Origin of the sequence: Pseudomonas chaetocerotis (assembly GCF_015712105.2) — a bacterium.
GTDB classification, from domain to species: domain Bacteria; phylum Pseudomonadota; class Gammaproteobacteria; order Pseudomonadales; family Pseudomonadaceae; genus Aquipseudomonas; species Aquipseudomonas chaetocerotis.
The window spans coordinates 89,194-115,536 of the sequence record NZ_JACFYX020000002.1 but is presented as its reverse complement, the minus strand read 5'-3'; the positions used below and the strand labels follow the sequence as shown (position 1 = coordinate 115,536).

Below are 26,343 nucleotides of genomic sequence, written 5' to 3'. Positions count from 1 at the left end.
TGTAACCAGCAGGCGTCGGCCGTCATGGCTCAGTTCCAGTTCCAGCAGCTGTGCGCCACCGCGTCGTGGGCATGCAGGCTTTCCGCATGCACGACCTTGAGGCGGAACGCGCTGGCTTGCGGCAACTGGCGCAGCGTGCGGTGCAAGCGGCGTGCGGCGTCTTCGCAGAACATCAGGTTCTGCCCGTTGGCGAGGGCGAAGGCCTGTTCGTCGGCGCGCTTCACCGCGGTCTGCAGCGGCGTGCCGAGGGCCTGCTCGGCACTGTCGATCAACTCCAGTACGGGCAGGTCGACGCAGCCTGGCGCCAGGCGCAGTTGCAGGGTCGCCGTGCTGCGCTGGCTGTGCGGCGTGGCGATGATGCCCTGGGTCGAGCCGAGCCAGTCGAGCACGCTGGAGTAATCCACCTGCTGATCGGGAAAGTCCCAGGCGAAGCGTTGCTGGATCAGCTGCCGTGCCAGCGCTGCCGAGCAAGGGCAGGTGGAGGAGTAACCGACCTCGACCTGTAATTCGATATTCACTCCGCGACCGTCCTGACGAGCACGTACCTCGAAGGGGTAGCCCTTCCAACCGTTCAATGGGCTGACCAGCGCCGGACGCTTGAGCGGCACCTCGCCGCGCAGGGTCAGGGTGGCGCTGTCGGACAGCGCCTGGTGGCTGCTCAGGCAGTCGTCCAGCACCTGCAGCACCGCCGGTACATTCAATGACTGATGCACCAGACGCTGCGCCGCCAGGTACAGGCGCGACATGTGGATGCCGCGTGCGCCGGCATCGTCGAGGCTGACGCCGATATCGACGCTGGCCGTCACGGCGGCGTCCGCCAGGCGAATGGGCAGGGCGATGCCGGCCATGCCGACCCAGTCCAGCGGCAGGTCGTGGTGGGTGGCTTGGGCGGCAATATCCGGCAGGGGCTGTTCGTTCATCGCAAATCCGTGAGTAGCTGTCAGAAATTAATGTTATGTTATAACAATTAAAACAAGCCAGCCGATTTGCCATGACCCTGACCGCGACTACCGAAGCCGAGCTGCTGGCCCAGCCAGCCGCTGACTACATGAACGACGCCCAGCAGCAGTTCTTCCGCGAGTTGCTGCTGACTCAGCGAGCCGAGTTGCAGGCGCGCATCGACGAGGAATTCACCGAGCTGCGTCAGCCCGATACCAGCAGCGACGTCGCCGATATCGGTGCCGCCGAGGAGCAGCGTCAGTGGCAGCTGCGCCTGCTGGAGCGGGAAAAGAAGCTGCTGGACAAGATCGACCAGGCGCTCGAACGCCTGGCGCGTGGCGAATACGGCTGGTGCGCCGAGACCGGCGAACCCATCGGCCTGAAGCGCTTGCTGCTGCGCCCCACCGCGACCCTGTGCATCGAAGCCAAGGAGCGGCAGGAGCAGCGCGAAAAACATCAGCGTGACCGTGACTGAACGAGGAATACCCCATGAATCAGCGTCTACCCGTTACCGTGTTGTCCGGCTTTCTTGGCGCCGGCAAGAGCACCCTGCTCAACCATGTGCTGAAGAATCGCGAAGGTCGCAAGGTCGCGGTGATCGTCAACGACATGAGCGAGATCAACATCGACGGCGCCACCGTCCAGCAGGACGTCAGCCTCAACCGTGCCGAAGAGAAGCTGGTGGAGATGAGCAATGGCTGCATCTGCTGCACACTGCGCGAAGACCTGCTGGATGAGGTCAGCCGCCTGGCCAGCGAAGGCCGCTTCGACTACCTGCTGATCGAGTCCACCGGCATCAGCGAGCCGCTGCCGGTGGCCGAAACCTTCACCTTCCGTGACGAGCAGGGGCGCAGCCTGTCCGACCTGGCGAGGCTGGATACCATGGTCACGGTGGTCGATGGGGTGAACTTCCTGCGTGATTTCCATGAGGCCGACAGCCTGGCCAGCCGTGGCGAGACACTGGGCGAGGAGGACGAACGCTCGATCACCGACCTGCTGATCGAGCAGGTGGAGTTCGCCGACGTCATCCTCATCAGCAAGATCGACCTGATCAGCCAGGCCGAGCGCGAAGAACTGATGGCCATCCTCCGTGGCCTCAATACCCACGCCGACATCCAGGCCATGAGCATGGGCCAGATCGCTCTGGACAAGATCCTCGACACCGGCCGCTTCGACTTCGACCGCGCCTCGCAGGCCCCGGGTTGGCTCAAGGAACTGCGTGGCGAGCACGTGCCGGAAACCGAGGAATACGGCATCGCCTCCAGCGCTTACCGTGCGCGCCGGCCGTTCCATCCGCAGCGTTTCTTCGACTTCCTGTCTCAGGAATGGCGCAATGGCCGCCTGCTGCGCTCCAAGGGTTTTTTCTGGCTCGCCAGCAAGTATCAGGAGGCCGGCAGCTGGTCGCAGGCCGGCGGGCTGATGCGCCATGGCCTGGCCGGGCGCTGGTGGCGCTTCGTGGCCAAGCAGCACTGGCCGCAGGACGAAGAAGGCTTGCAGGCGATCATGAAGCACTGGAGCGCCGAGGTCGGCGACTGCCGCCAGGAGCTGGTGTTCATCGGCCAGAACATCGACTTCCCGCGGCTGGTGCGTGAGCTGGACGACTGCCTGCTCACCGACGAGGAAATGGCCGGCGGCCCGGAAGCCTGGCGCCTGCTCGCCGACCCCTTCGGTGCCTGGCAGCAGGAGGCCGCCTGATGTTCGCCCTGCAGTTGCCGAAAGTGTCCCGGCAGGTGCTGGGCGAGGACATTCAGGTGCTCGGCGAGGTGCTGCACGATTGCATCAATCTGGCCGTCTGGCAGCGCCGTCTGCCGGCGCAGATCATCGACTTCGCCGAGACCCTGCTGGCGCAAGGCGAACCGCTGGCGCAGTCCATGACCCTGGAGCTGGCGCAGCCGGACAGCGAGCCGAACCTCGACGGCCTGGTGGCGCAGTACGCCGATCTGCCGGGCCAGGCGGCCTTTCTCGCCGACGTGACCTGGCTGGTGCGCGCCTATGCCTGCCTGCTCGATGCCGAGCGCATTGGCCTGCGCCTGCGCGCGCTGGATAAGGCCATGTGCCCGCGTTTTCATGTTGACCATGTACCGGTACGGCTGATTACCAGCTATGCCGGTGTCGGCAGCGACTGGCTGGAGGAGGGCGCCATGCCGCGCAGCAAGCTCGGTCAGCCGGGTGCAGAGCCGCAGGACGAGGCCTTGATCCGGCGTCTCGACACCGGCCATGTGGCGCTGGCCAAGGGCGAGAAATGGCACGGTAACGAAGGGCGCGGGCTGATCCATCGCTCGCCGCAGCCGCCTGCCGGGCAGCGGCGCTTGCTGCTGACCCTGGACTGGCTGGCGTGAGCGTGCTCTTTCCGTAGGGTGCGCTGCGCGCATCGCGAATACTTCGGTGTTTGGCGGTGCGCACGGCGCACCCTACGCGCAGGTGCGCCAGCGGTAATCGCCGGGAACACTCTTTGACGTCGCCTGCGACACCCTACTGGTGGAGAGCCATAAAAAATAGGCCGGAGCAACTGCCCCGGCCTTAAGCACCAAGAGATCATGTCGACGCGTGACTCGACATGAGGGTTACGTGAGGTACCCGGAGTCATTAGGCGCTTAATTGGTGACGCTTTGATGTCAGGGTTTGATCCACTGGCCCTGATACTGCGTTTTGCAGGCCGGCTCCAGGTACAGCGCGTCGCTGGCAGCGCCGTAGTAGTGGATATCCTGCAGGTACAGACCGCTACCGGCGCGCGCGTTCTGACAGACGCCGTGGGCGCCTTTCGGGCACTGTTCGACGAACTCCACCTCGACGGTCTGGCCTTGCAACTGCGGCTGGCAGAAGCCTTCGCGAAACAGGGTGTCGGGGATGTTGCGATTCTCCTGGCAGATCTGCACGCTCAGGCGCTCGGCCTGACTATGCACCACGCAGGCTTGGGCCAGGGCCAGGCCCGGCAGCAGGGAAAACAGCAACAGCCATGCACGCATCGTTTCGACTCCCGAAAAACTGCCGGCGAATCTAACATGCTGGTTCTTTGCAGTCTTTGCTGGCACTTGCCTGGCGAACCGCCGAACATAGATTCATGCTCAGTCAAATCCCTACCCACCTCATCGCTGGCCCGCTCGGTGCCGGCAAGACCACGCTGATCCGTCACCTGCTGGCGCAGAAACCGGCGGACGAACGCTGGGCGGTGCTGATCAACGAATTCGGTCAGATCGGCCTGGACGCCGCCTTGCTGGAACGAGGCGACGACGGCATCGCCATGGCCGAAGTGGCCGGTGGTTGCCTGTGTTGCGTCAATGGCGCGCCGTTTCAGGTTGGCCTCGGGCGCCTGCTGCGCAAAGCGAAGCCCGATCGCCTGCTGATCGAGCCGTCCGGCCTGGGGCATCCGGCGCAGTTGCTGGCGCAATTGCGTCAGCGGCCGTGGCTCGGCGTGCTGGCCGTGCAGCCGGCGCTGATGGTGCTGGATGCTGCTGCGTTGGCGACAGGTCAACCGCTGCCTGATGTGCAGCGCCAGGCGTTGGGTGCTGCTGGTTTGCTGCTGCTGAACAAGAGTGAGTGTCTGGACGAGGCGACGCGAACGCGGATCGCCGCCGAGTTGCCGACCGTGCCGTTGCTCTGGACGGAACAGGGCTTGCTCGACCTGGCCCTGCTGCCGGGGCTGGCGGCGCAGGCCTCGCCCATCGAGGTGAGTGCCGAGTTCCCCACAGGCATGACGGGCATGGCGCAGATCTGGCGCAACGCCGCCGAGCCGATCTGTCAGGTGCAGGACCAGCCCGAAGGCTGGAGCATCGGCTGGCGCTGGCACCCGAGCCAGCGTTTCGATCTCGCGCAGGTCAGCCAATGGCTGCAGAGCCTGAGTTGGCGCAGGGCCAAGGCCGTGCTGCACGGCGCCGAGGGCTGGCGCTCGTTGAATGCCTTGCAGGGGCAAGTGCTCCAGGCCTGGCCTGCGAGTGAATGGCGCAAGGACTCACGGCTGGAGTTGATCTTCGAGCAGGCGCAGAACGCCGACGCGCTGACGGCCTCGTTCACCGCCTGCCGAATCCCCACGACAGGCTGATAAACTCGCCGCGCTTTCGTCGCTGTGGATAACCTTGAATGCAACTGCTGCCCTGGTCTCATGACACCTCTGCCGGCTTCACCCTGCGTGGCTGGCACACGCCGCCGTCGGGCAAGCCGCTCCTGCATTTCCTGCACGGTAATGGCTATTGCGGGCGTGTCTACACGCCAATGCTGGCGCTGTTGGCCGAGGATTTCGACCTATGGCTATGCGATGTACAGGGCCATGGCGACAGCGACCATGGCGGTCGCTTCCATGGCTGGAACCGCAGCGCCGAGTTGGCGGTGGAAGCCTTTGACACCTTGCGTGGGCCGTTCGGTGACGTGCCGCGCTTCGCCCTTGGTCACAGCTTCGGTGGCGTGCTCACCAGCCTGATCCTGGCGCGTCATCCCGAGTTGTTCCGGCGTGCGGTGCTGCTCGATCCGGTGCTGTTCAGCCCGGCGATGATCGGCGTCATGGCATTGTCCGATGTGGTCGGCCTGGCGCAGCGTACCGGCATGGCGAAGAAGGCACAGAAACGCCGCCGGCAGTGGCCGGACCGTGCCAGCGCGCACGCTGCGCTGCATGGCCGTGGCATGTTCCGTGGCTGGGAAGAAGCGGCGTTCGACGCCTATATCGAGCATGCGCTGAAGGACGTCGAGGGCGGCGTCGAGCTCAAGTGCCGGCCAAGCCGCGAGGCCGATATCTTTGGCTCCTTCCCACGGCGCCTGTGGCCGTCGCTGGCCAAGGTGACGACACCGACCGAGGTGATACAGGGCGTGCATACCTATCCCTTCGTCGCCAGATCGGTGGCGCGCTGGTGCGCGAGCAACGCCCATGTGCGCAGTCAGGTGGTGCCGGGCGGGCACTGCTTCATGCAGGAGCAGCCGGTGGACAGCGCCGAGCGCGTGGCCGATTTCCTGCTGCAACGCGGCCGATAGGTTTTTACATCACGGAGGAGCCGGCTTGCCGGCTATCGAGGACACCTACGGGCAAGGCCGCGCGCTGCTTTATTGCGCCTTGCGCCGCCAGTCTTCCAGACGGATGACGTTGCCCGGCTGCTGCACCGCAACCGGTTCGGGCTGTGGTTCCAGCACCGGGTGAGGCTCCAGCTCGATGCGGCCCAGGTGCGGACCGAACATGCTGATATGCCCGCGCAGGCGCTGTTCACCGGTGACGGTGAATTCGAAGTCATAGAGTCGCGCCAGGCGGCGATGGCCTTTGGCATCACGCTGGATGGCCAGGCGGCGCAGCGCCACGGCGCCGTCGAGCAGTTCGACATCGAGTTTGGCGCAGTGCTGCTTGGCGAAGCTCAGCGCACGCTCGCGAATGCCGTGGCCGCGCCACAGCCAGGCGCAGGCAGTGGCGAACAGCATCAGCAGGAAGACATCGAACAGATTGATCATGGCGACTCCAGATCGGGGACACAAAGCTTAGCTTATCTGCTACCTGTTTCTCAGCATCGTGGCTTGCCCATGTGTCGGCTCTGCATTAGCGTTCGCTCTCTTCAGATGAAAAGGACGTCACCATGCATTGCCCCGCCTGCCGCACCAGTCGCCTGCAACCGGCAAAACTCGAAGATGGCCTGCTTGGCCATGGTTGCGCACAGTGCCAAGGCACGCTGGTCAGTCTGCTGCACTATCGCGACTGGGCCGAGCGCCAGCCAGCACACGAGACGTCAACCGAGCTGGCCGCCGAGGCCGAAGTGGGCGAAACCCGTCATGCCCTGAGTTGCCCCAAGTGCGCCAAGCTGATGAGCAAGTTTCAGATCAGCGGCACCCGCGCCAACCGTCTCGACCTATGCGCCACGTGCGACGAAGCCTGGCTGGACAGCGGCGAATGGCAATTGCTCAAGGCCCTGGAGCTGAGCCAGCGTATGCCGGCGATCTTCACCGAGGCCTGGCAGCGCCAGGTGCGCCAGCAGGCCAGCGAGCAGGCCCGCCGCGAGCGCTTCAGCCGCATTGCCGGTGAAGAAGCCATCGTCCGCGCCGACGAGATTCGTGCCTGGCTCAAGGATCATCCGCAGCGCCGCGAGCTGCTGTTCTATATCGGTCACGATTGAGGGAGCGATACCCCGCCCGTTACACGCCTAGGCCTGGTTCTTTTCGTCGCTCAACGCCTGGTAGCGCTGCTGCAACTCGTCGCGAATCTGCCGGCGCTGCTTGGCCTGGCGCTGACGGCGCAGGCCATCGGCAGTATCCGGTTGCAGGGCCGGGATCGGTGCCGGGCGGCCATGAGCATCGACCGCGACCATGGTGAAGAAGCAGCTGTTGGTGTGGCGCACCGAGCGCTCGCGAATGTTCTCGGTGATCACCTTGATGCCGATCTCCATTGACGTGCGGCCGGTGTGGTTGACCGAGGCGAGGAAGGTGACCAGCTCACCGACATGTACCGGTTCGCGGAACATCACCTGGTCTACCGACAGGGTCACCACGTAGCAGCCGGCATAGCGGCTGGCACAGGCGTAGGCGACCTCGTCTAGGTACTTGAGCAGGGTGCCACCGTGGACATTTCCGGAGAAATTGGCCATATCCGGGGTCATCAGTACGGTCATCGTCAGTTGCGCGGTTCCGGCTTCCATCGTTGCTCCGAGTACGTGTGGGGCTTATGAGAGTAAGGCCTGCTGGCGTTGGGGATGCAAGATACACACTCACTATTGCAAGGATGTCATCCATGCCGATCCGCTCGAAATTTCTGCCTCTACCGCTGCTGCTGGGGCTCGCCGGTGCCGTGCAGGCGACCGAAGAATGCGCCACGGTGGTGCAGTGCAATCAGGTCGGCAGCGTCGCTTACCAGGACGGTCGCCATGAGCAGGCCATCGAAGCGTTCGAACGTCAGTTACGACGCGTCGAGAACGGCGACACGGCACAGTTGGAGCTGGCGCTGAACAATCTCATCCTGGCCAACCTGCGCGCCGGTCAGGCGGGTATGGCGCGCGCCTGGCTGGGCGTGGCGCTGGCTAACAACCTAAGCGGTTCCTCGACCCGCCTGCACCTGCGCAAGGTAGCCGAGGCACTGGATTATCCGGTGCTGAGCGCCAGCCCCGTGGGCCGCTACCTGCGCTATGGCGGCCAGGCGGTGTGGAGCGAGCTGCAGATCAGCGAGGACGGCAATGGCGGTTATCACGCCAGTTTCTCGCCCGTGCGCGCCGGTGCCCGGGTCGAGGAGTACGGCCCGGCCGCCATCGGCGAGCTGGATGGCAAGCTGGTCGGCGACGGCGTGCAGATGCGCCTGGAGGATGCTGGCCTGGGCAGCGATTGCGCGGTGCAGCTGTTGCGCGAGGGCATCGAGTTGCGCGTGCAGGAGGTGTTCGCCGATAGCTGCCAGGACTACGGCGGCATGGGTATCAGTGTGGCGGGCGAGTACATCAAGGTGGATCGGTGATGCGCACAGGGATCGTTGCGCTGCTCGTGGGCCTGCCCGTGCTGCTGGTCGCGGGTGGCTACGCCTGGGTGCGGGATGAGCCGCTGAGTGCCGACGCTCGAGCCTGGCTCGAACAGGCTCAGGTCGATGACAGGCAGAGTCGCGCCTACGTGTTTCTCAATGGTCTGGATGCTGACCCTGGGCAAACGCCAGAGGCACTGGGTGCCGCGCGGCTACAGGCCTATCGCGACTGGCGCCGCAGCCACGGTCCGCTGGATGAGGGCTTTGCAGAGCCGCGGGTTGCCACGTTGGCCTTACCGCAGGGACCTTTGTTCTGTGCGGTAGAGAAAGAGGGCTGTCTGACCACGCTGCTGAGCGGGGTGTCTGGCTGGGTCGAGACGGATGAGCAGCGTCTTCTGCGCGAGCGCTACTGGGAGTTTCTCCAGCTCGATGACTACCGCAATCTTCTGGAGGCCAGCCTCATTGCCCCGTTGCCGCCGCACCGTTACCTCCTGAGTGGCCAGCAGCTGCTGACTCTGCAACTGCTCAAGGTGGCTCAGGAGGGCGAAGGTGAGCAGGTTCGGGCGCGTCTCGATGAGGAGCTGCACCTGCTGCGAGGCCAACTGCGCCGCGCTGATACGCTGATCGCGAAGATGATTCTGGCGCGCATGGTCGAGCGCAACATGTTCTGGCAGGCCGTGCTCTATCGTAAGGGGCTGATGCCGGTGCCGAGCAGTGTGCCTGCATTCGATGACGCTGAACGCAGCCTGCTGATGCCGCTGCAGCATGAGTTTCAGGGCATGGCGTTACTTTTCGAGGCGTTGCCCGAGGCCGAGAACAGCTTGGGAGAGTGGCTGATGCTGCGGTGGGGCCTGCGTCCACAGATGAGCACCAATGCCAGCTTGACGTTCTATCAGCCGGCGGCCGAGCTGTCGCGGCGCTCACCTGAAGTGTTTGTCGGGGAGCTGCAGCAGTTGCCCGCTGCCCAGTGGCAACGCAGCTGGCGCAACCCAATGGGTAACGTGTTGCTTGAAATTGGGGCGCCTGACTATCGCCGCTATGCGGTACGACTACAGGACCTCGAAGCTTATCGTCGCCTGCTGCAGGGGCTGTCCCAACTGCCTCAAGGTACGCCAAGTGCCGAGCAGTTGCGCGCCTTCGACAACCCCTACTATCCGGGGCAGCCAGCACAGCTCGATGAGCAGGGCCGGCTGTGCTTTGCCGGTCCCATGCTGGAGGATGACGGCGCGCGCTGCCTGCTGCTGTGAGCTGAGCGTAGGGTTTTCATCCACCTGGCCGACTCAGGCGTGACTCAGATACCAGCGCCAGTCCTGCTCGCCGACCTCGCCCATGAACTGGCGATACTCCGCCCACTTGATCGCCAGGAATACCTTGAGGAACTCCTCGCCCAGCGCTTCGCGCGCCCAGCTCGAACCTTCCAGGTTGCGCAGCGCGGTGAGCCAGTCGGTGGGCAGGGTTTCCCGGGCCTGCTCGTAGCCGTTACCGACGATGGCCGCGCCCGGATCGATCTGCTCGCGGATACCCTTGTGGAGACCGGCAAGGATCGCCGCCGCCGCCAGATAGGGATTGGCGTCGGCGCCGCAGATGCGGTGCTCGACATGGCGGCTGTTGGCCGGCCCGCCCGGCACGCGGAATGACACTGTGCGGTTGTTCACTCCCCAGCTCTTGGCCAGCGGCGCGTAGCTGTTGGCCTGGAAGCGGCGGAAGGAGTTGGCGTTGGGACAGAAGATCGCCAGGGCGTCGTCGAGCGTGGCCATCATGCCGCCGATGGCGTGACGCAGCAGCGGTGTGCCATGGGGATCTTCCGAGGCCATCAGGTTATTGCCCTGTTCATCCGCCAGGCTGACGTGCATGTGCATGCCGCTGCCGGCCAGATCACCGAACGGCTTGGCCATGAAGCAGGCCTGCAGTCCATGTTTATTGGCCACACCCTTGACCAGACGCTTGTAGCGCACGCCTTCGTCCACCGCCTGCAGGGCATCGAAGCGGTGTTCCAGGGTCAGTTCGAGCTGGCCCGGCGCGTATTCGGAGATCGCCGTGCGCACCGGCAGGCCCTGCGCTTCGCAGGCGGCGTAGAGGTCGTCGATGAAGGGTTGCATCTGCTCCAGCTCATACACGCCGTAGACCTGCGGCGCCTGCGGGCGCACACCGTTCATCTGCACGGCCGGCTGTGGGCGGCCATTGGCGTCGCGTTGCTTGTCCAGCAGGTAGAACTCCAGCTCCACCGCCATCACCGGGTGATAGCCGCCGGCCTTGAGCGCGTCGATGGCGCGCACCAGCACATGGCGTGGATCGCCCGGCGTGGCCGGCAGGCCCTGGGTCGGGTGCATGCTCACCTGCAATTGGCCGGTTGGCACCGCGCGCCAGGGTTGCAGGGTCAGACTGCCGGGCAGTGGATAGGTCCAGCAGTCGGCGTCGGCCACTTCCCAGACCAGGCCGCTGGCCTCGACGTCCTCGCCCTGGATGGTCAGCGAGAGGATCGAGCTGGGCAGTGGTCGGCCGTTCTCGTAGATGGCCAGCAGCTCGTCGCGGTGCAGCAGCTTGCCGCGCGGGATGCCGTTGGCGTCAATCAGCATCAGCTCGATGCTGCGAACTTCTGGGTGCTTGGCGAGAAAGTCGCGGGCTTCCTGGGGATGGGCGAATTGCATGGTGGTGTCCTTGCTTTTCTGCCCCTCTCCCTTTGGGAGAGGGGCTAGGGGTGAGGGAAGACCCTCATCCGCTGTTTGGGCATCTTCTCCCGGAGGGAGAAGGGATGTTCAGAGCCTGGCGCCGGGGATGTTCAAGGGCGTAGGGTGGATGACGCTCTTTTCATCCACCGTTTCACCGCGCGTGGTGGATGGGTAAAGCGTCATCCACCCTACAAGCTGTATTACTCGCGGGCGCCGGGGATGGCCAGCAGCTCGGTGAGGGCCGCATCGAGCATAGTGATCAATTTGTCCACATTGGCCTCGGTGGTACTCGGGCAGCACAGGGTCATGTTGTGAAAGGGTGTGATCAGGATGCCGCGATTGATCAGGTACAGGTGCAGGGCCATCTGCAGCTCGTCATGGAACGCTGCTTCGGCCTCGGCACCGGTACGCGGCGGCGTGGCGCAGAACTGGAATTCGCAGCGCGCACCCAGCTCGGTCACCGACCACTTCAGGCCGTGCTTGTCGATCAACTGACGGAAGCCTTCGGCCAGACGAGCAGCCAGCGGCAGCATGTGGTCGTAGGCAGCCTGAGTCATCACCTGCTCCAGGTTGGCGCGCATGCAGTGCATGGCCAGGGCGTTGGCCGACAGGGTGGTGCCCATGCCGCTGTGGCCGTGACCATGGCTTGCCTCACTGGCGCGCAGGCGTGCCTGGGTCATGGCTTCGGCCATCGCCGCGCTGCAGCCGAAGATGCCGCACGGCACGCCACCCGCGATGGGCTTGCCGACCACGAAGAAGTCCGGGTCGAGGCCCCACAGACGCGTGCAGCCGCCGATATCGGTGGAGATGGTGTGGGTTTCGTCGATGATCAGCAGGCTGCCGTACTGGCGCGTCAGCTCGCGGCATTTCTGCATGAAGCCCGGATCGGGCAGGACCATGCCGATGTTGGTCATCGCCGGCTCGCACAGCAGGGCGCAGACGTCGCCTTGAGCCAGCGCCGCTTCCAGGGCTTCGACATCGTTGAAGGGAATGGCGCGGCTGTGCTCGGTCAGGTCATAGGCCTGGCCGACCAGGCCTGAGCGGTGCACGGTCTGACCATCGCGATGGCGCACCATCACGTCGTCGACGGTGCCGTGGTAGCAGCCGTCGAACACCAGCAGGGTCTTGCGCCCGGTGATGGCGCGCGCCCAGCGCAGTACATAGCGGTTGGAATCAGTGGCGGTGGCGGTCACCTGCCAGTACGGCAGGCCGAAGCGCTGGGCCAGCAGCTCGCCGCAGACCACGGCGTCTTCGCCGGGCAGCATGGTGGTCAGGCCGTTGTTGGCCTGCTCGGCGAGGGCGCGGGCCACTGGATCGGGCGAGTGACCGAACATGGTGCCAGTGTCGCCCAGGCAGAAGTCGATGTACTCATGACCGTCCACGTCGAAGAAGCGCGCACCCTTGGCGCGCTCGACGAACAGCGGCACCGGCGTTGACCAGTCGGCCATCCAGTGCATCGGTACGCCGCCATACAGCGAGTGGCGGGCGCGTTCGGCCAGGGCCACGGACTTCGGGTTGCGTGACAGGAACAGTTCGCGCTCGGCCGCGACGAAACGGTCAACGGCGATTGGGCTGATACCACTGGCGGTGGTCATGGGGCATACCTCGATTGAATGCTGCTCGCATGATATTTTGTGATCACAAAATAGTAAATATCTTGATTATAATCGGATATTTCATCTATAAGCCTGTATTTGTGATCACTAAATATTTAATGGTCAGCCATTTTTCACACAAAATAAGTTCCTGACGTAGACTCGCCACATTTCCCACTGGAGCCTTTCATGCGTGACTGTAGCCTGACCCTCGCTCAACTGCCGGCGCCACCGAGGGAGGTAGCGCATGGCTGACAATCTGCAGGAACAGCTGTATCAGAACATCCGCTCAGGTCTTCTGGCCGGGCGCTTCCAGCCTGGAGAGCGGTTGAAGATCCGCGACTTGGCGAGCGAGTGGGGTACCAGCCCGATGCCGGTGCGCGCGGCCCTGCAGCGGCTAGTGGCCGAGGGCGCGTTGGAGGGCGAGCAGCAGCGCTCGGTGCGGGTCCCCTCGATGACCCGCGAGCGCTACGAGAACATCTTTCAGGTGCGCCTGGCGCTGGAAGGCCTGGCGGTGGAGTTGGCCACGCCACGCCTGAGCCGCGATGACCTGGCTCTGCTGCGTGACTGCGTGCAACGCATGGATGTGGCCATCGAGACCCGCCAGGTGCAGGACTACCTCAGCGCCAACAGCCAGTTTCACCTGCATCTGTACGGCGCTTGCGGCAACCCGGTGCTGATGCGTTCGATCGAGTCGCTATGGCTGCAGATCGGACCATTCTTCAACCGGTTGTTCACTGGCGCCGACCTGTCGCTACGGCTCAACGACTTTCATGAAGACGCCTTCGCCGCCATCGAGGCCGGCGATGCCAAGGGCGCGCGCCAGGCCATGGAGCAGGATTTGCTGTATTTCGCGCGATTCCTGCTCAACCTGCTGGCGTTGGAGCAGGGCGAGGTGTGAGGACGATGCTCGCTCGCGTCACTCACTTTATGGGGCTCGCCGCTGAAGCCCCTCTCGCGGACTCCAGCCACAGGTCGCGGCACCAGTACGTGTAGGGTGCGCTGCGCGCACCGCGCATGCTGATGGTTTCCGCGAGGCTGGTGCGCATGGCGCACCTTACGGCGAAGGTGTTCTCAGCTCTCCAGCCAGACGTCGCGGCACCAGTGCCAGACCGAGTCCCAGCTTTCGTCGGTCAGTTCGCCTTCGTCGCCGTCCCACAGCCAGACCTGGCCCTCCACGTCCACGGCGTAATAATCGCGGCCGTCCTGGCACAGCGGCACCAGATCGCGTGGCAGGCCCAGACTCCAGGCTTCGGCGGCGACTTCCGGCAGATAGGTGTGCGATTGCGGATCGCTGGCGGTCACTGGTTCCAGGCGTCCATAGACCACATCACTGACCTTGAGCAGGTATTCGCGCAGCTCGAAGGGTAAGTGGATGAGGATCTGCTCCTGAATCTCCACCAGGGTTTCTTCTTCCGGCAGCTCCAGCGGTACCGGTACCGGCTCGTTGAGTTCGCGCAGCTGTTCGATGACTTCTTCCACGGCGTCGGCTCCTCATCAGGGGGGATCGGCTTTATACAGTAGCTGGCCGGCAGAATGAAAACATGTCGTCGTCACTGCATACTGGCGCTTTTGCGGAGCCCTTTTATGTCATCTCTTGCCTGGCACTGCCTGCACCACAGCGAACTCGATACCGCGACCCTCTATGCACTGCTGGCGCTGCGTACCCAGGTGTTTGTGGTCGAGCAGAACTGTCCCTATCTGGAAACCGATGGCCAGGACCTGGTCGGTGACACCTGCCACCTGCTGGCACGCGACGAGTCGGGGTTGGTGGGTTATCTGCGCCTGCTCGATCCGCAGCGTATGGAGGGCGAGGTGGTGATCGGTCGGGTGGTGATCGCCGAGCGGGCGCGTGGCACCGGGCTGGGTCACCGGCTTATGGAGCAGGCGCTGCTCGAGTGCCACCAGCGTTGGCCGGGCGTGCCGGTCTATCTGTCGGCGCAGGCGCATCTGCAGGGCTACTACGGCCGTTACGGTTTCGTGGCGGTGACCGAGGTCTATCTGGAGGACGACATCCCGCATATCGGCATGCGCCGGGCTGTTACAGAGCTGTCGTGATGGGCAGGTAATCAGGCTATAGGAGCGGCTTCAGCCGCGATAACCGGCAAGTCCTGAAATGAAAAACCCGGGCAAGCCCGGGTTTTTGTGCGTCGTAGCGATCAGTTCTGACGAATGCCAGCGATCAGCCAGGGCTGGTTATCGCCCTGGGCGCGCTCCAGGCGCCAGCTTTCGCTGAACGGCTCGCCCTGGTCGAAGCGCGAGGTCTTCGAGACACCGCTGAACGTCAGGGTGGCGATGGTCTTCTCGGCATTGTCGTCGACGCCGTCGAGCTGCACGTCGAGTTCGTCGATGTAGGTGGACTGGAAGCCATCACCCAGCTCGGCGCGCTCGCGCTTGAGGAACTCCAGCAGTTGCGGGGTGACGAACTCGGCGATCTTGTCCATCTCGTCGGCGTCCCAGTGCTGCTGCAGGTTCATGAAGTGCTCACGGCCGGCGGCGATGAAGCTCTGCTCGTTGAACCAGGCTGGGGCGTTGATCACCGGAGTGGCCGAAGCCAGGCGACCACCGAAGATATTGCTGCCAGCGGCCGGTGCGTTGTCGGCGTTCGGCATTTCACGCTGGTAGGGCGCACCGGCAGCGGCCATTTGCGGCTGCTGGCGGGCACGACGGGCGGCGAGGAAACGGAACAGCAGGAAGGCGATCAGGCCGAAGATCAGCATGTCCATGATCTGCAGGCCTTCGAAACCATCACCCATGAACATCGAGGCCAGCAGTCCACCGGCGGCCAGACCGGCCAGCGGGCCGAGCCAGCGCGAAGCACCGCTGGCGGCAGCGGCAGGTTGTTGGCGGCCGGGCGCCTGAGCAGTGGACTGCGCCGGCGGTGTGGCCTGGCGGGTCTGGTGGCTGGGTGCGGAGCCGAAGGATTTGCCACCGCCAAAACGCTTGGCGTGGGCTTCGAAGCTGAAGGTCAGTGCCAGGCACAGCACCATGGCGATACTGAGGAAACGCTGCATCACGGTTTTCTCTCTTGTGGAAAAGCTTGGACGGCATCTTGCCCGCCACGGGGGCGCATGACCAGTGACAGAATGTTTCCGGCTTTTGCCTATTCCAGGCGGCGCCATGCGCGCCCGGTTCAGTATCGAAGCGGCCCCGGTGCGCATGGCGCACCCTACCGGCGTTGCAGCAGCAGAGGCAGCGGGCCGCAGCGCAGTTGGCCACGGAGAAAGGCGCGGAAGGTTGCTGCATCTTCTTCGGGATGGCGCAGCCAGTGTACGAAACTGCGCAGGTAGGCGCCGGTGAGCAGGGTTTCTTCGGCGATGCGGCGCAGGTGCAGGCTTTGCCGGCCAGCGGCTTCACGCCACCACTGCACGGTGCGGCTGATACGCATCAGACCGAGCACCTGCAGGTGGATATGCCCGGGTTCGAGCTTGTACAACAACATCTGTCCGGTCACTGCGCGATGTGCTGCCAGGCTGTCGAGCCAGGCCAGCAGGCAACTTTCCAGGCGTTGTTCGGCGTTCAGGCCCTGCAGATCAGTATTTCTCGCATGGCCGAGCATGGCCTGGTCGGCGCGGTCGAACCAGGCTTCCACAAGATCGTCCTTGTCGCGGTAGTGACGGGCGATATCGTCCAGACCAATGTCGAGTGCGGCGGCGACGTCGAACAGGTGCAGGCGCTCCCAGCCACAGACGTCGGCCAGTTGCAGGGCGCTATCTAGGATCCGGGCGGGGTCGGTCGGCTTCTGTTTCATCCGGGAAGTATGGCCGCCGGGGCATGAGGCGCAGCCTGGAACGACAAACGGAGCCTCTGACGGCTGGTGCGCGCGGAGCGCCCTGGGTTGCGTCTCCGTTGTGAGGCACGGGTAGGATGCGTCACGCGCACCGTCTACGCTGCAATGCCAGTTCAGCGCCAGTCGTACAGCTCCTTTTCCGACAGCGCCTGCATCGAGGTGGCCAGCGCCTGGAACGCCTGCATCGAGGCCCAGATTCGGCCGTTGAGCTCGCTCTGCGCGGCCAGTTCGCCCAGCACCTGTTCGCTCTCACGTTGCATGGCCTGCAGCACTTCGTCGGGGAAGCGCTTGAGCAGCGTGCCGCTTTTCTTCAGTTCGTCCAGTGCCAGGGCGTTGTGGTAGACGTAGTCGTCCATCATGTCCTGGGTCGCCGCACGCGCTGCTTCGGTGACGATGGCCTGCAGGTCGGCCGGCAGTGCATCGAAGGCCTTCTGATTGATCAGCAGCTCGAGCACCGACTGCGGCTCCTGCCAGCCGGGGTAGTAGTAGTACCTGGCGGCTTTTTGCAGGCCGAAGGCCAGATCGTTGTAGGGGCTGACCCAGTCGGTGGCATCGATGGCGCCAGTCTGCAGGGCTGTGAAGATTTCGCCACCCGGCATCACCACGGTGGTCGCACCCAGGCGGCTCCAGACTTCGCCGCCGAGCCCCGGCATGCGGATCTTCAGGCCCTTGATGTCGGCCAGGCTGTTGATTTCCTTGTTGAACCAGCCGCCCATCTGCATGGTGCTATTGCCCGCAGTCAGGGGCTTGAGGCCGAATGGCGCATAGGCTTCGTCCCACAAGGCCTGACCCCCACCCTTGTTCAGCCAGGCATTCATCTCCAGGGTGGACAGGCCGAAGGGCACCGCGCCGAAGAACTGCGCGGCCGGTACCTTGCCCTTCCAGTAATAGGGCGTGCCGTGGCCGAGCTCGGCAGTACCGCGAGATACCGCGTCGAACACTTCCAGTGCCGGCACCAGCTCGCCAGCGGCGTAGACCTTGATGGTCAGGCGCCCGGCGCTCATGGCGTTGACGCGCTCGGCCAGGCGTTCGGCTGCGGTGCCGGTGCCGGGTGCGTTCTTCGGCCAGGTGGTGACCATCTTCCAGTGGAAGGTCTGGGCGGGGGCTGCGGCCTGGTCGGCCGGCGCGGAGTCGTCCTTGCAGCCGATCAGGCCAAAGGCGAGCAGGGGAAGGAAGAGCAGAAAGCGAAGACGCATGGGCACAATCCCTATGAAAAACGGGGCCAGTTTCCAGGCCCCGTTCAGTTGGCTCAACGCCAGTTGTACAGTTCTTTCTCGGTCAGTGCCTGCATGGCGCTGGCCTCTTCGAGGAAGGCCTTCTGCGAAGCCCAGATGCGACCGTTGAGGTCGTTTTCGGCGGCCAGGGTCTCGAGCACCACGTCAGATTGCTCGCGCATGGCCTGCAGTACCTCGTCCGGCAGGCGCTTGAACTGCACACCTTCACTCTTGAGGCTTTGCAGCGCCTTGGCGTTGTTGAATACGTAGTCGTCCATCATGTCCAGGGTCGCGGCGCGCGCGGCTTCGACGACGATGGCCTGCAGGTCGGCCGGCAGCGCGTCGAAGGCCTTCTGGTTGACCATGGATTCGACCACCGCCTGTGGCTCCTGCCAGCCCGGGAAGTAGTAGTACTTGGCCGCCTTGTGCAGGCCAAAGGCCAGGTCGTTGTAAGGGCCGACCCAGTCGGTGGCATCGATGGCGCCGGTCTGCAGGGAGGTGAAGATTTCACCGCCGGGCAGGTTGACGGTAATCGCGCCGAGCTTGCTCCAGACTTCGCCGCCGAGGCCCGGCATGCGGATCTTCAGGCCCTTGATGTCGCCCAGGCTGTTGATTTCCTTGTTGAACCAGCCACCCATCTGCATGGTGGTGTTGCCGGCCGACAGCGGCTTCACGCCGAACGGTGCGTAGGTCTCGTCCCACAGCGCTTGGCCGCCGCCCTTGCTCAGCCAGGCGTTCATTTCCAGGGTGGACAGGCCGAACGGCACGCTGCTGAAGAACTGCGCAGCCGGCACCTTGCCCTTCCAGTAGTACGGTGTGCCGTGGCCCATCTCGGCGGTGCCGCGGGATACGGCGTCGAACACTTCCAGCGCCGGCACCAGCTCACCGGCGGCGTAGACCTTGACGGTCAGGCGTCCGGCGCTCATGGCATTGATACGCTCGGCCAGGCGTTCGGCAGCGGTGCCCAGGCCGGGGAAGTTCTTCGGCCAGGAGGTGACCATCTTCCAGTGGATGGCTTCTGCCGGCTTGGCAGCGGCCTGCTGGGTGGCAGGCTTGTCTTCTTTGCAGCCAACCAGGCCGATGGCGGCGATCAGAGCCAGTACAGCGCCGAACAGATTGCGGCGATTCATCGATTATCTCCAGATACGGTGTGCTAATAGGCTTCCAGCTTGGCATACGCCAGCATCAGCCATTTACTGCCTTCGTTTTCGAAATTCACTTGGACCCGCGCCTGGGCACCAGCACCCTCGAAATTGAGGATGGTGCCCTCGCCGAACAGGCTGTGACGTACGCGCTGACCCAGGTTGAAGGGCGTTTGCGGTATGGCACTGCCGGCGAACAGGCTGCCGCCACCCATCGAGCTGGTGCTCATCGGGCGGCTGACACTGTTGCTCAGGCGTACTTCCTGAATCAGCGGTGCGGGGATTTCGCGGACAAAGCGCGACACCTTGTTATAGGTCTCGCTACCGTAGAGACGCCGTGTTTCGGCGTAGCTGATCACCAGCTTCTGCATGGCACGGGTAATGCCGACATAGGCCAGGCGGCGTTCTTCTTCCAATCGGCCCGGTTCTTCCAGGCTCATCTTGTGCGGGAACAGACCCTCTTCCATGCCAACCAGGAACACCAGGGGGAATTCCAGGCCCTTGGCGCTGTGCAGGGTCATCAGTTGAATACTGTCTTCGTTCTCGGCGGCCTGGGTGTCCCCGGCCTCCAGCGAGGCGTGGGTGAGGAAGGCCTGCAACGGGGTCAGCTCGTCGTCTTCATCGTTCTCGAAGGCGCGTGCGGCGCTGACCAGTTCCTCCAGGTTCTCGACCCGGGCCTGACCTTTCTCGCCTTTTTCCGCTTCGTGGTAGGCGAGCAGGCCGCTCTTTTCGACGACCACCTGGGTCATCTGGTGCAGCGGCATGGCAAGCACCTGCTCGGCCAGGCCGTCGATCAGTTCGATGAACCCGGTCAGTGCGCCCGAGGCGCGGCCAGGCAGCGCCTTGACCGCCAGCATCAGGCGAATCGCCTCCCACATGTGCACGTCATGGGCGCGGGCGTACTCGCGGATGGTCTCGATGGTCTTCTCGCCGATGCCGCGTGCTGGCACGTTGATGATGCGCTCCAGCGCTGCATCGTTGCCGCGCCCGTCGAGCAGGCGCAGGTAGGCCATGGCGTTCTTGATTTCGGCGCGCTCGAAGAAGCGCTGACCGCCGTAGATGCGATAGGGGATCTTTTCGCGCAGCAGCGCCTCTTCCAGCACCCGCGACTGGGCGTTGGAGCGATAGAGAATGGCGATCTCGCTGCGCTTGAGGCCGTCCTTGCGCAGGGCGTCCTCGATGGTTTCCACCACGTAGCGCGCTTCGTCATGCTCGTTGAAAGCAGCGTACAGGGCCAGCGGCTCGCCATCACCGACGTCGGTGCGCAGCTCCTTGCCGAGGCGTCCCTGGTTGTTGGCGATCAGCGCGTTGGCGGCATTGAGGATGTTCGCGGTGGAGCGGTAGTTCTGCTCCAGACGTATGATCTCGGCATCAGCGAAATCGCTGTCGAACTGCTGGATGTTCTCGATCTTCGCGCCGCGCCAGCCATAGATCGACTGATCGTCGTCGCCCACCACCATCAGACTCTCGCCGCCCTTGGCCAGAAAGCGCAGCCAGGCGTATTGCACGGCGTTGGTGTCCTGGAACTCGTCGACCAGGATATGGCGGAAGCGACGCTGGTAGTGCTCCAGCAGCCCGGCGTTGTCGCGCCACAGATCGAGGGCACGCAGCAGCAGCTCGGCGAAGTCGATGACGCCGGTGCGCGCACAGGCCGCCTCGTAGGCTTCATAGATGCTGCGCATGGTGGCCAGGAACAGATCGCCGCTGGCCTGGATGCCTTGCGGGCGGATGCCCTCGTCCTTTTGCCCGTTGATGAACCACTGCGCCTGCTTGGCCGGCCAGCGCTGTTCATCGAGACCGAGGTCGCGGATCACTCGCTTGATCAGGCGTTGCTGATCGTCGGAGTCGAGAATCTGGAAGTTCTCGGCCAGTCCTGCTTCTTTCCAGTGCGCACGCAACAGGCGGTGAGCCAGGCCGTGGAAGGTGCCGACCCACATGCCGGCAGGGGCGTGGCCCAGCACGTCTTCGATGCGGTGGCGCATCTCGGCGGCCGCCTTGTTGGTGAAGGTCACCGACAGGATGCTGTGCGGCGAGACGTCCAGGCGCTGGATCAGGAAGGCGATGCGGTGCACCAGCACGCGGGTCTTGCCCGAGCCGGCACCGGCCAGCACCAGCTGATGACCAGGCGGCGTGGTAACCGCATGGTGCTGGGCGGGATTGAGGGTCGTGAGTCTGTGATCGAGGTCGTTTTGCATCGCGGCATTCTAGGGGGCGCTGCAGGGTAGGGCAAACGCCAGCGACGAGGCAGTTTGCCGGGGCCCGTGTGCGGGGTAGACTGCGCCCTTCAATGGATTTGAGGGAGTCGCGATAGCAATGTCGACTGGTGACAGCCCGCTGCTGGGCATTGATCTGGGCACCACCAACAGCCTGATCGCCGTCTGGCGTGACGGGCGAGCCGAATTGATCCCCAATGCGCTCGGCGATGTACTGACCCCCTCGGCGGTGAGCCTGGACGAGGACGGCAGCATTCTCGTCGGCGCTGCCGCCCGGGCGCGCCTGACCACCCATCCATTGCGCAGCGTGGCCGCCTTCAAGCGCTTCATGGGCAGCGACAAACGCTTCACCCTGGGCGATCGCCAGTTCACGCCGGAAGAACTGTCGGCGCTGATGCTGGGCTCGCTCAAGGCGGACGCCGAGGCGTATCTCGGGGTGCCGGTGAGCGCGGCGGTGATCTCGGTACCGGCCTATTTCAGCGACGAACAGCGCAAACGTACGGTATTCGCCGCCGAGCTGGCCGGGCTGCGCGTCGAGCGCCTGATCAACGAACCCACCGCAGCGGCCATGGCTTATGGGCTGCATGAGCAGCAGTTCGAGCGCACGCTGATCTTCGACCTGGGCGGCGGCACCTTCGACGTCACCGTGCTGGAATACTCCCTGCCGTTGATCGAGGTGCATGCTTCCACCGGTGACAACTTCCTCGGCGGTGAGGATTTCACCGAAGCCCTGCTCAAGGCCTGCCTGGGCGATTGGGGGCTGTCGCGCAGCGAGCTGGACGGCCAGGCCCTGGCCAGCCTCGAAGATGCGCTGGAGCAGCTCAAGCGACGTCTTGCCGAAGGGCCGCAGACGCTCGAGTGGAATGGCCGCCAGTGGCCGCTGGACGACGCCCGCGCGCAGCAGATCTGGGCGCCGCTGCTGGCACGCCTGCGCCAGCCCATCGAGCAGGCGCTGCGCGATGCGCGGCTCAACCCACGTGATCTGGACAGCCTGGTGCTGGTCGGCGGTGCCACGCGCATGAGCGTGGTGCAGCAACTGGTCGCCACCTTGTTCGGCCGCTTGCCCTATCGTCACCTCGACCCGGACACCATCGTTGCCCTCGGCGCCGCCGCGCAGGCGGCGTGCAAGGCGCGCGACCGGGCCATCGAGGAGATCATCCTCACCGATGTCTGCCCCTACACGCTGGGTATTTCCTCGCGGCGCAGCGATGAGCAGCCGGGCGCCTTCTCGCCGATCATCGAGCGCAACACGGTGATCCCGGCGTCGCGCGTGCAGCGCTACTACACCACCCACGCGCAGCAGGAATACATCCGCATCGAGGTTTATCAGGGCGAGCGTCCCTGGGTGCGCGACAACATCTTCGTAGACGCCTTCGAGGTGAAGTTGACCCAGACCGGCCAGGTGCAGGCGCTGGACGTGCGTTTCAGCTACGACATCAACGGTTTGCTGGAAGTGGACGTGACCCTGGAGAGTGGCCAGCGCCATGGCCACGTGATCGACCGCAGCCCCACCGGGCTGAGTGCCGAGGCGCGTGCCGCCAGCCAGGCGCGCTTGGCCAGCCTGAAGATTCATCCGCGTGACACGCTGCACAACCGTACCCTTCTGGCCCGCCTGGAGCGTGCCTGGATGCAGACCCTGGGTACTGAGCGCGAGCAGATCGGTCAGTGGCTGGACGAGTTTCAGAGCGTGCTCGGCGCCCAGCAGGAGCAGCCGATCACTGCCGCGCGTGAGCGTCTGGAGCAGGCGCTGGACGCGCTGCGCTTCTGACCCGGCGGGTGCTCCGAAGGCCTCGCAGGGTGCGCCAAGTGTAGCGAAGCGTCCCCGCGAGCCTGACGAGATTCAGTCCCTGACCCCGTTCAGGCGCCGCAGGCGCGCCTGCAGGCCCTGTGTGCTGGCCGCCTTGCCCCCGGGCGGGCCGTAACGGTTGGGCAATGGGTCGCTGGGCCAGAAGAACAGCACCAGCAGCATGTAGGGCAGCATGAAGCTGCCCAGCAGCAACATCAGTAACGTACCCACGCCACGGCTCATGTCATGCAGCCGACGCAGCATGCAGGTGATCAGGACGAGGACGGCGCCGGCGAGCACCGCCAGCGCCAGGTCGCTGCTGAGTTTGTCGACAAGTAAGCTCAGTGGCAGTGCGGCCCCTGCCAGGGCCAGAGTCTGCAGGGTGAAGTTGATCCGGTTCAGGCGTCCGCCCAGTCGCCATATCTGCCACTGTGAACGCCAGGTGGCCGGCGCGTGCTTGGGTAGCAGGCGCTCACAACGCGACAGCAGCAAGGTGATCGCCAGGCGGACGGCCGTCGGTGTGGCGCTGGAGTCCTTGGCCTGCTGCAACTTGCGCAACTGGCTGGTCGAGGGCAGATGCGGTTTGGCGCCGCCGAGCAGATCGCGCATGCCATCGAAGATCGCCTGCATGGTGGCGAACACCAGCCCGTTATCGGTGCAGATCGATTGCGCCAGGTTCTGTGGTCGGCCCTTGACCAGTCCCTCGCGGAAGGGCTCGAACCAGGTGCCAGGGCAGGTGAACGCCAGCAGCCGTTGCAAGGCCAGGTTGCGTTCCTCTTGCGGCAGATCCGGGTCGTGATGGAGCAGGGCGTCGAGCAGCATCTGACCGAACGGGTCGCCTGCCAGCTCGTGGCTGTGTTGCTCGGCGCAGGCTCCGATACGGGCGACCGACGGCAGACGCGGGCTGCCGAGGAGAATGTCCGGGCTGACCTGCCCGGCGGCGATCAACCCTTGCAGTGGATCAGCTTCGTCGAGATCCAGCAGCCAGCGACGAGGCGTGGTGGTATTCGCCAGCAACTGCGCCTTGGCCTCGTGGGCCGGATGCTCGGCATCGGTGGGCAGGTCGGCGAGAGTTTGATCCAGTTGCTCCAGCCATTGTTCAGGCTGTTCCAGCAGGCCCAGCAGCAACAGTGTCTGGCGCTGCCAGTGCCAGCGAGCGTCGCCATCGTCGGGAAGCTCTGGCAGGCTGCGACCGCTGCGCTGCAGGGCCATTTGCAACTGCAGGCAGGGCGGCAGCAACCAGCCTGGCAGTGGCGCGAGCAGTTCGCCCAGGCGTTGCAGCGTCGCCTCGTCGTATCGGCGCAAGCGCCTGAGCCCGCGCAACATCTGGGCACGAGCCACGGTGTTGTCACCGAGCGCCTGCGGCAGTTTCGCGCCTGGGCTGCTCGATGCCTGTTGCAGCGCCTGCAGCGCAGGCGATTCGCGCAGCCACTGGCGCTGTTGCCGGGCGTGGTGCTGTAGCCCCTGCACCAGCACGGCATCGAGCGGATGGTCGCCGGTCTGCAGGTTCAGCAGGTGTTCTAGGTCACTGTCGTCGCCACGTTGCAGCAGCCAGGCCTGGCGATAGAGCCGCGTGAGCGGCGTGTCCGCAGCGCCGAGCAACTCGGCAAGGAATGGCCACTCGCTGTCCCCCATCTGCCAGGCGATGAACGTGCGCGCCAGCGGCGGCAGTTCGCTGACGGCGGCGCGCTGCCAGCGCGCCAGGGTTTGCGGCGTCTGGGCGGGCTCGCCATCGGCTAACTGATAGGCGTCGAGCGGATGCTCATGACCAAGCTCGATCTGGCTGCGGTTGAACGCCAGGATCAGCAGCGGCAGGCGTTCAGGCGAGTGATGAGCGCACCAGGCCAGCATCCAGGCGGCCGCCTCGGGTATCTCGCGTTCATGCCACAGACGCGTCCACAGGTCGAGGGCGTCCAGGTCATGGTGCTGCTTCTGCAGCGCCAGCAGGTACTGGATGTCGAGGTCGTCGGGTGTCTCGTCATGCAGCGCCTGGTAGTGCTCCAGGGCACCGCCCAGGGCCACCCCGGCCAGGGTGCACTGGCGATACAGGCGCGGATAGTAGTCCGGGTCGGCCGGCATTGGCAGGCACAGGTGCAGCGAGCACCAGCCACGAAATTCCTGCAGTGGCCGGTTCCTGAACAGATGCTCCAGGGTGCGCACGTACCAGAGGTTTTCCACCTGCGCGACGGTCGGCCACTCGGACAGGCTGGCGAGGTCGAACGGGTCGGGTTCGGCGATGCGCTGGAGCAACTGATCCAGTGCCTCGGCTTCCTCGAAGGGCATTTGCATCAGGCGATTGGCCCAGGCCATGCGCTCGGTGAGCAGGTTCACGCAGCGATGCGACAGCGGCCCGTTGCTCAGCAGCAGACCGCGCAGCGAGCCATCGAGACCTTCAAGTACGTCGAGCGGCAACTGGTCGAGCATCCGGCAGTAGTCCTGCCAGGCTTCGGGTCGAAAGCGCCGGCCGGCGTCCTGCAGCAGTTCGACGAACTGTTGCACGGCCTGTTCACTGGCGCTGGGTGGTGCGCTCCGTTCGCTTGTCGCCGGGACTTCGCCGCGGGCCTGGCGCAGAGCGTCCTCGTAGGCGCCGCGCAGGGCCTGGAAGCCCTCGGGGTCGCGCTCCGGGTGGACGTCGGGCAGGCGTGCGCGATAGGCGCTGCGGATGCTGTTCTGATCGTCAGTCGGCGCTATGCCGAGGTGTTCCCAGCAACTCATGACCAGTCGAACGCCTCCAGCGATGCCGGTTTTTCCGGCAGATCCAGTTCCATGTCCCAGGGCAATTGGTCGAATCCGGCGGCCGGGCTCAGTGTCAGTTCGCGCACCAGGGCGCGGTGCGTCGGGTCACTGCCCTGACGGCTGATGCACAGCGCCTGTTCGTCCGGTTGCTCGTGGCCCAGGCAGTTCCAGTAGCAGCGGCCGATGAGAAAACCGGCCAGATAGCTGTGCCAGCCCTGGTAGTAGTAGCGCGCCCGCAGGCTCAGGCGACTATGCAGCCAGAGGTTTTCCTCGAGGCTCAGCCAGCCGTTCAACTGACCGATGCGGGCGAGAAAGCTCATGCGCCCCAGGTCCCAGGCGCGGATGCCACCGGAGCCGCAGACCAGTATGGTGTCGGCGACGTAGCGATAGGCCACCCGTTGGCCTTCGTCGAGGCTGTCGACCAGCGCCTGCCATTCGCCCGGTAGCAGGCGCGCGTTATCCCAGTAGGCGCCGCTCAGATCGCGTGCATGGCCGTCGTCGGTCATGCGTTGGATCATCGCCAGAAGTGCGGGGCGATCCGCGATATCCCAGGACTCGCTGAGGTCGACGAACTCGCTGTCCGGATAGAAATCAGGCTGCCCGTATTGCGCGCCCGAGTGGGTGTTGATCGCCACCATCGGCGCGGAAAGGGCAAAGAGCCAGCGTTGTTGCAAGTCATCCATGGGCGTTTGGCCGTGCTTCCCTGAGTGCGGAGGGTGCCCATCCTAGGAGCTGTTGCGGGGGCGCCGCAAGTCGCTCGTGGGGGTTGTGGGTGAACCGTCGGAAAATGCGCCGAGCAGCCGACGACCGGCGGGTCAGGCTGCAAAGGGTAGTTGTAGTCAGGCAAAAGGCCAGCA

The 26,343-nt window shown here is 64.7% G+C and carries 25 protein-coding genes; 11 read left to right on the top strand and 14 right to left on the bottom strand.

Annotated elements, in window-relative coordinates; genetic code table 11:
- Positions 1 to 29: 29 nt before the first annotated feature.
- Positions 30 to 920, bottom strand: coding sequence for a GTP cyclohydrolase FolE2 (folE2, locus tag H3221_RS04530; protein ID WP_196475586.1), 891 nt, complete (start codon positions 918 to 920; stop codon positions 30 to 32).
- 71 nt (positions 921 to 991) lie between these two features.
- Between folE2 and dksA the strand changes: the two genes are divergently transcribed.
- The 3 genes from dksA to H3221_RS04515 are packed head-to-tail and all read left to right on the top strand — an operon-like array spanning position 992 to position 3,278.
- The gene (gene dksA / locus H3221_RS04525; RefSeq protein ID WP_160016484.1) at positions 992 to 1,414 is read left to right on the top strand and encodes an RNA polymerase-binding protein DksA; all 423 of its coding nucleotides are present in this window, start codon (positions 992 to 994) and stop codon (positions 1,412 to 1,414) included.
- Positions 1,415 to 1,428: 14 nt separating this feature from the next.
- Complete coding sequence (zigA, locus tag H3221_RS04520; protein ID WP_196475587.1) at positions 1,429 to 2,634, top strand: zinc metallochaperone GTPase ZigA; 1,206 nt, start codon at positions 1,429 to 1,431, stop codon at positions 2,632 to 2,634.
- Positions 2,634 to 3,278 (top strand): DUF1826 domain-containing protein, encoded by a 645-nt coding sequence (locus H3221_RS04515; protein ID WP_196475588.1) that lies wholly within the window; start codon positions 2,634 to 2,636, stop codon positions 3,276 to 3,278. The genes zigA and H3221_RS04515 overlap by 1 nt, the downstream gene beginning before the upstream one ends.
- Positions 3,279 to 3,554: 276 nt before the next feature.
- Here the strand turns inward: H3221_RS04515 and H3221_RS04510 are convergent, their stop codons facing one another.
- Positions 3,555 to 3,905 carry an NADH:ubiquinone oxidoreductase gene (locus tag H3221_RS04510; RefSeq protein WP_196475589.1) on the bottom strand — a complete coding sequence of 117 codons (351 nt, stop codon included), beginning with the start codon at positions 3,903 to 3,905 and terminating at the stop codon, positions 3,555 to 3,557.
- A 95-nt stretch (positions 3,906 to 4,000) separates the two neighbouring features.
- Between H3221_RS04510 and H3221_RS04505 the strand changes: the two genes are divergently transcribed.
- Together H3221_RS04505 and H3221_RS04500 are read left to right on the top strand one after the other, a co-directional pair.
- The gene (locus H3221_RS04505; RefSeq protein ID WP_196475590.1) at positions 4,001 to 4,978 is read left to right on the top strand and encodes a CobW family GTP-binding protein; all 978 of its coding nucleotides are present in this window, start codon (positions 4,001 to 4,003) and stop codon (positions 4,976 to 4,978) included.
- Between the two features lie 38 nt (positions 4,979 to 5,016).
- The gene (locus H3221_RS04500) at positions 5,017 to 5,898 is read left to right on the top strand and encodes an alpha/beta fold hydrolase (RefSeq protein ID WP_196475591.1); all 882 of its coding nucleotides are present in this window, start codon (positions 5,017 to 5,019) and stop codon (positions 5,896 to 5,898) included.
- 69 nt (positions 5,899 to 5,967) lie between these two features.
- Here H3221_RS04500 and H3221_RS04495 read toward each other — a convergent pair whose 3' ends face one another.
- Positions 5,968 to 6,363: a DUF3301 domain-containing protein gene (locus H3221_RS04495; protein ID WP_196475592.1), complete on the bottom strand. Its 396-nt coding sequence runs from the start codon at positions 6,361 to 6,363 to the stop codon at positions 5,968 to 5,970.
- Positions 6,364 to 6,485: 122 nt separating this feature from the next.
- Here H3221_RS04495 and H3221_RS04490 point away from each other — a divergent pair, with 122 nt between their 5' ends.
- The gene (locus H3221_RS04490; protein WP_196475593.1) at positions 6,486 to 7,019 is read left to right on the top strand and encodes a TFIIB-type zinc ribbon-containing protein; all 534 of its coding nucleotides are present in this window, start codon (positions 6,486 to 6,488) and stop codon (positions 7,017 to 7,019) included.
- A 27-nt stretch (positions 7,020 to 7,046) separates the two neighbouring features.
- Here the strand turns inward: H3221_RS04490 and H3221_RS04485 are convergent, their stop codons facing one another.
- Entirely contained in the window at positions 7,047 to 7,538 is a 492-nt protein-coding gene (locus tag H3221_RS04485; protein WP_196475594.1) for an acyl-CoA thioesterase, read from the bottom strand.
- Between the two features lie 92 nt (positions 7,539 to 7,630).
- On the opposite strand from H3221_RS04485, the gene H3221_RS04480 reads away from it, so the two are divergent.
- Positions 7,631 to 8,341, top strand: a complete 711-nt coding sequence (locus tag H3221_RS04480) for a tetratricopeptide repeat protein (RefSeq protein ID WP_196475595.1) — start codon at positions 7,631 to 7,633, stop codon at positions 8,339 to 8,341.
- Entirely contained in the window at positions 8,341 to 9,588 is a 1,248-nt protein-coding gene (locus H3221_RS04475) for a hypothetical protein (RefSeq protein ID WP_196475596.1), read from the top strand. The genes H3221_RS04480 and H3221_RS04475 overlap by 1 nt, the downstream gene beginning before the upstream one ends.
- A 33-nt stretch (positions 9,589 to 9,621) precedes the next feature.
- Here the strand turns inward: H3221_RS04475 and H3221_RS04470 are convergent, their stop codons facing one another.
- A complete protein-coding gene (locus H3221_RS04470) occupies positions 9,622 to 10,989 on the bottom strand; it encodes a glutamine synthetase family protein (protein WP_196475597.1) in 1,368 nt (455 codons plus the stop codon).
- 221 nt (positions 10,990 to 11,210) lie between these two features.
- A complete protein-coding gene (locus H3221_RS04465) occupies positions 11,211 to 12,605 on the bottom strand; it encodes an aspartate aminotransferase family protein (protein ID WP_196475598.1) in 1,395 nt (464 codons plus the stop codon).
- A 247-nt stretch (positions 12,606 to 12,852) separates the two neighbouring features.
- Between H3221_RS04465 and H3221_RS04460 the strand changes: the two genes are divergently transcribed.
- Positions 12,853 to 13,506 (top strand): GntR family transcriptional regulator, encoded by a 654-nt coding sequence (locus H3221_RS04460; RefSeq protein WP_196475599.1) that lies wholly within the window; start codon positions 12,853 to 12,855, stop codon positions 13,504 to 13,506.
- A gap of 173 nt (positions 13,507 to 13,679) precedes the next feature.
- Here H3221_RS04460 and H3221_RS04455 read toward each other — a convergent pair whose 3' ends face one another.
- On the bottom strand, positions 13,680 to 14,087 hold the full coding sequence (locus H3221_RS04455) for an SMI1/KNR4 family protein (protein ID WP_017676192.1): 408 nt from the start codon (positions 14,085 to 14,087) through the stop codon (positions 13,680 to 13,682).
- Between the two features lie 105 nt (positions 14,088 to 14,192).
- Here H3221_RS04455 and H3221_RS04450 point away from each other — a divergent pair, with 105 nt between their 5' ends.
- Positions 14,193 to 14,663 carry a GNAT family N-acetyltransferase gene (locus tag H3221_RS04450; RefSeq protein ID WP_196475600.1) on the top strand — a complete coding sequence of 157 codons (471 nt, stop codon included), beginning with the start codon at positions 14,193 to 14,195 and terminating at the stop codon, positions 14,661 to 14,663.
- 101 nt (positions 14,664 to 14,764) lie between these two features.
- On the opposite strand, the gene H3221_RS04445 is transcribed toward H3221_RS04450, so the two are convergent.
- From H3221_RS04445 to uvrD, 5 genes are all read right to left on the bottom strand, one after another.
- On the bottom strand, positions 14,765 to 15,619 hold the full coding sequence (locus tag H3221_RS04445) for a Tim44 domain-containing protein (RefSeq protein WP_196475671.1): 855 nt from the start codon (positions 15,617 to 15,619) through the stop codon (positions 14,765 to 14,767).
- A gap of 155 nt (positions 15,620 to 15,774) precedes the next feature.
- Entirely contained in the window at positions 15,775 to 16,356 is a 582-nt protein-coding gene (locus H3221_RS04440) for a TetR/AcrR family transcriptional regulator (RefSeq protein WP_196475601.1), read from the bottom strand.
- Between the two features lie 152 nt (positions 16,357 to 16,508).
- Positions 16,509 to 17,591 carry a TRAP transporter substrate-binding protein gene (locus tag H3221_RS04435; RefSeq protein ID WP_196475602.1) on the bottom strand — a complete coding sequence of 361 codons (1,083 nt, stop codon included), beginning with the start codon at positions 17,589 to 17,591 and terminating at the stop codon, positions 16,509 to 16,511.
- Positions 17,592 to 17,644: 53 nt separating this feature from the next.
- The gene (locus tag H3221_RS04430; protein ID WP_196475603.1) at positions 17,645 to 18,739 is read right to left on the bottom strand and encodes a TRAP transporter substrate-binding protein; all 1,095 of its coding nucleotides are present in this window, start codon (positions 18,737 to 18,739) and stop codon (positions 17,645 to 17,647) included.
- Positions 18,740 to 18,762: 23 nt separating this feature from the next.
- Positions 18,763 to 20,946 carry a DNA helicase II gene (gene uvrD / locus H3221_RS04425; protein ID WP_196475604.1) on the bottom strand — a complete coding sequence of 728 codons (2,184 nt, stop codon included), beginning with the start codon at positions 20,944 to 20,946 and terminating at the stop codon, positions 18,763 to 18,765.
- A gap of 118 nt (positions 20,947 to 21,064) precedes the next feature.
- Between uvrD and H3221_RS04420 the strand changes: the two genes are divergently transcribed.
- A complete protein-coding gene (locus H3221_RS04420; RefSeq protein WP_196475605.1) occupies positions 21,065 to 22,732 on the top strand; it encodes a molecular chaperone HscC in 1,668 nt (555 codons plus the stop codon).
- Between the two features lie 72 nt (positions 22,733 to 22,804).
- Here H3221_RS04420 and H3221_RS04415 read toward each other — a convergent pair whose 3' ends face one another.
- Both H3221_RS04415 and H3221_RS04410 read right to left on the bottom strand, forming a co-directional pair.
- Entirely contained in the window at positions 22,805 to 25,465 is a 2,661-nt protein-coding gene (locus H3221_RS04415) for a DUF805 domain-containing protein (protein ID WP_196475606.1), read from the bottom strand.
- Complete coding sequence (locus H3221_RS04410) at positions 25,462 to 26,169, bottom strand: DUF1266 domain-containing protein (protein WP_196475607.1); 708 nt, start codon at positions 26,167 to 26,169, stop codon at positions 25,462 to 25,464. Before H3221_RS04410 ends, H3221_RS04415 begins: the two co-directional genes overlap by 4 nt.
- Positions 26,170 to 26,343 lie beyond the last annotated feature (174 nt).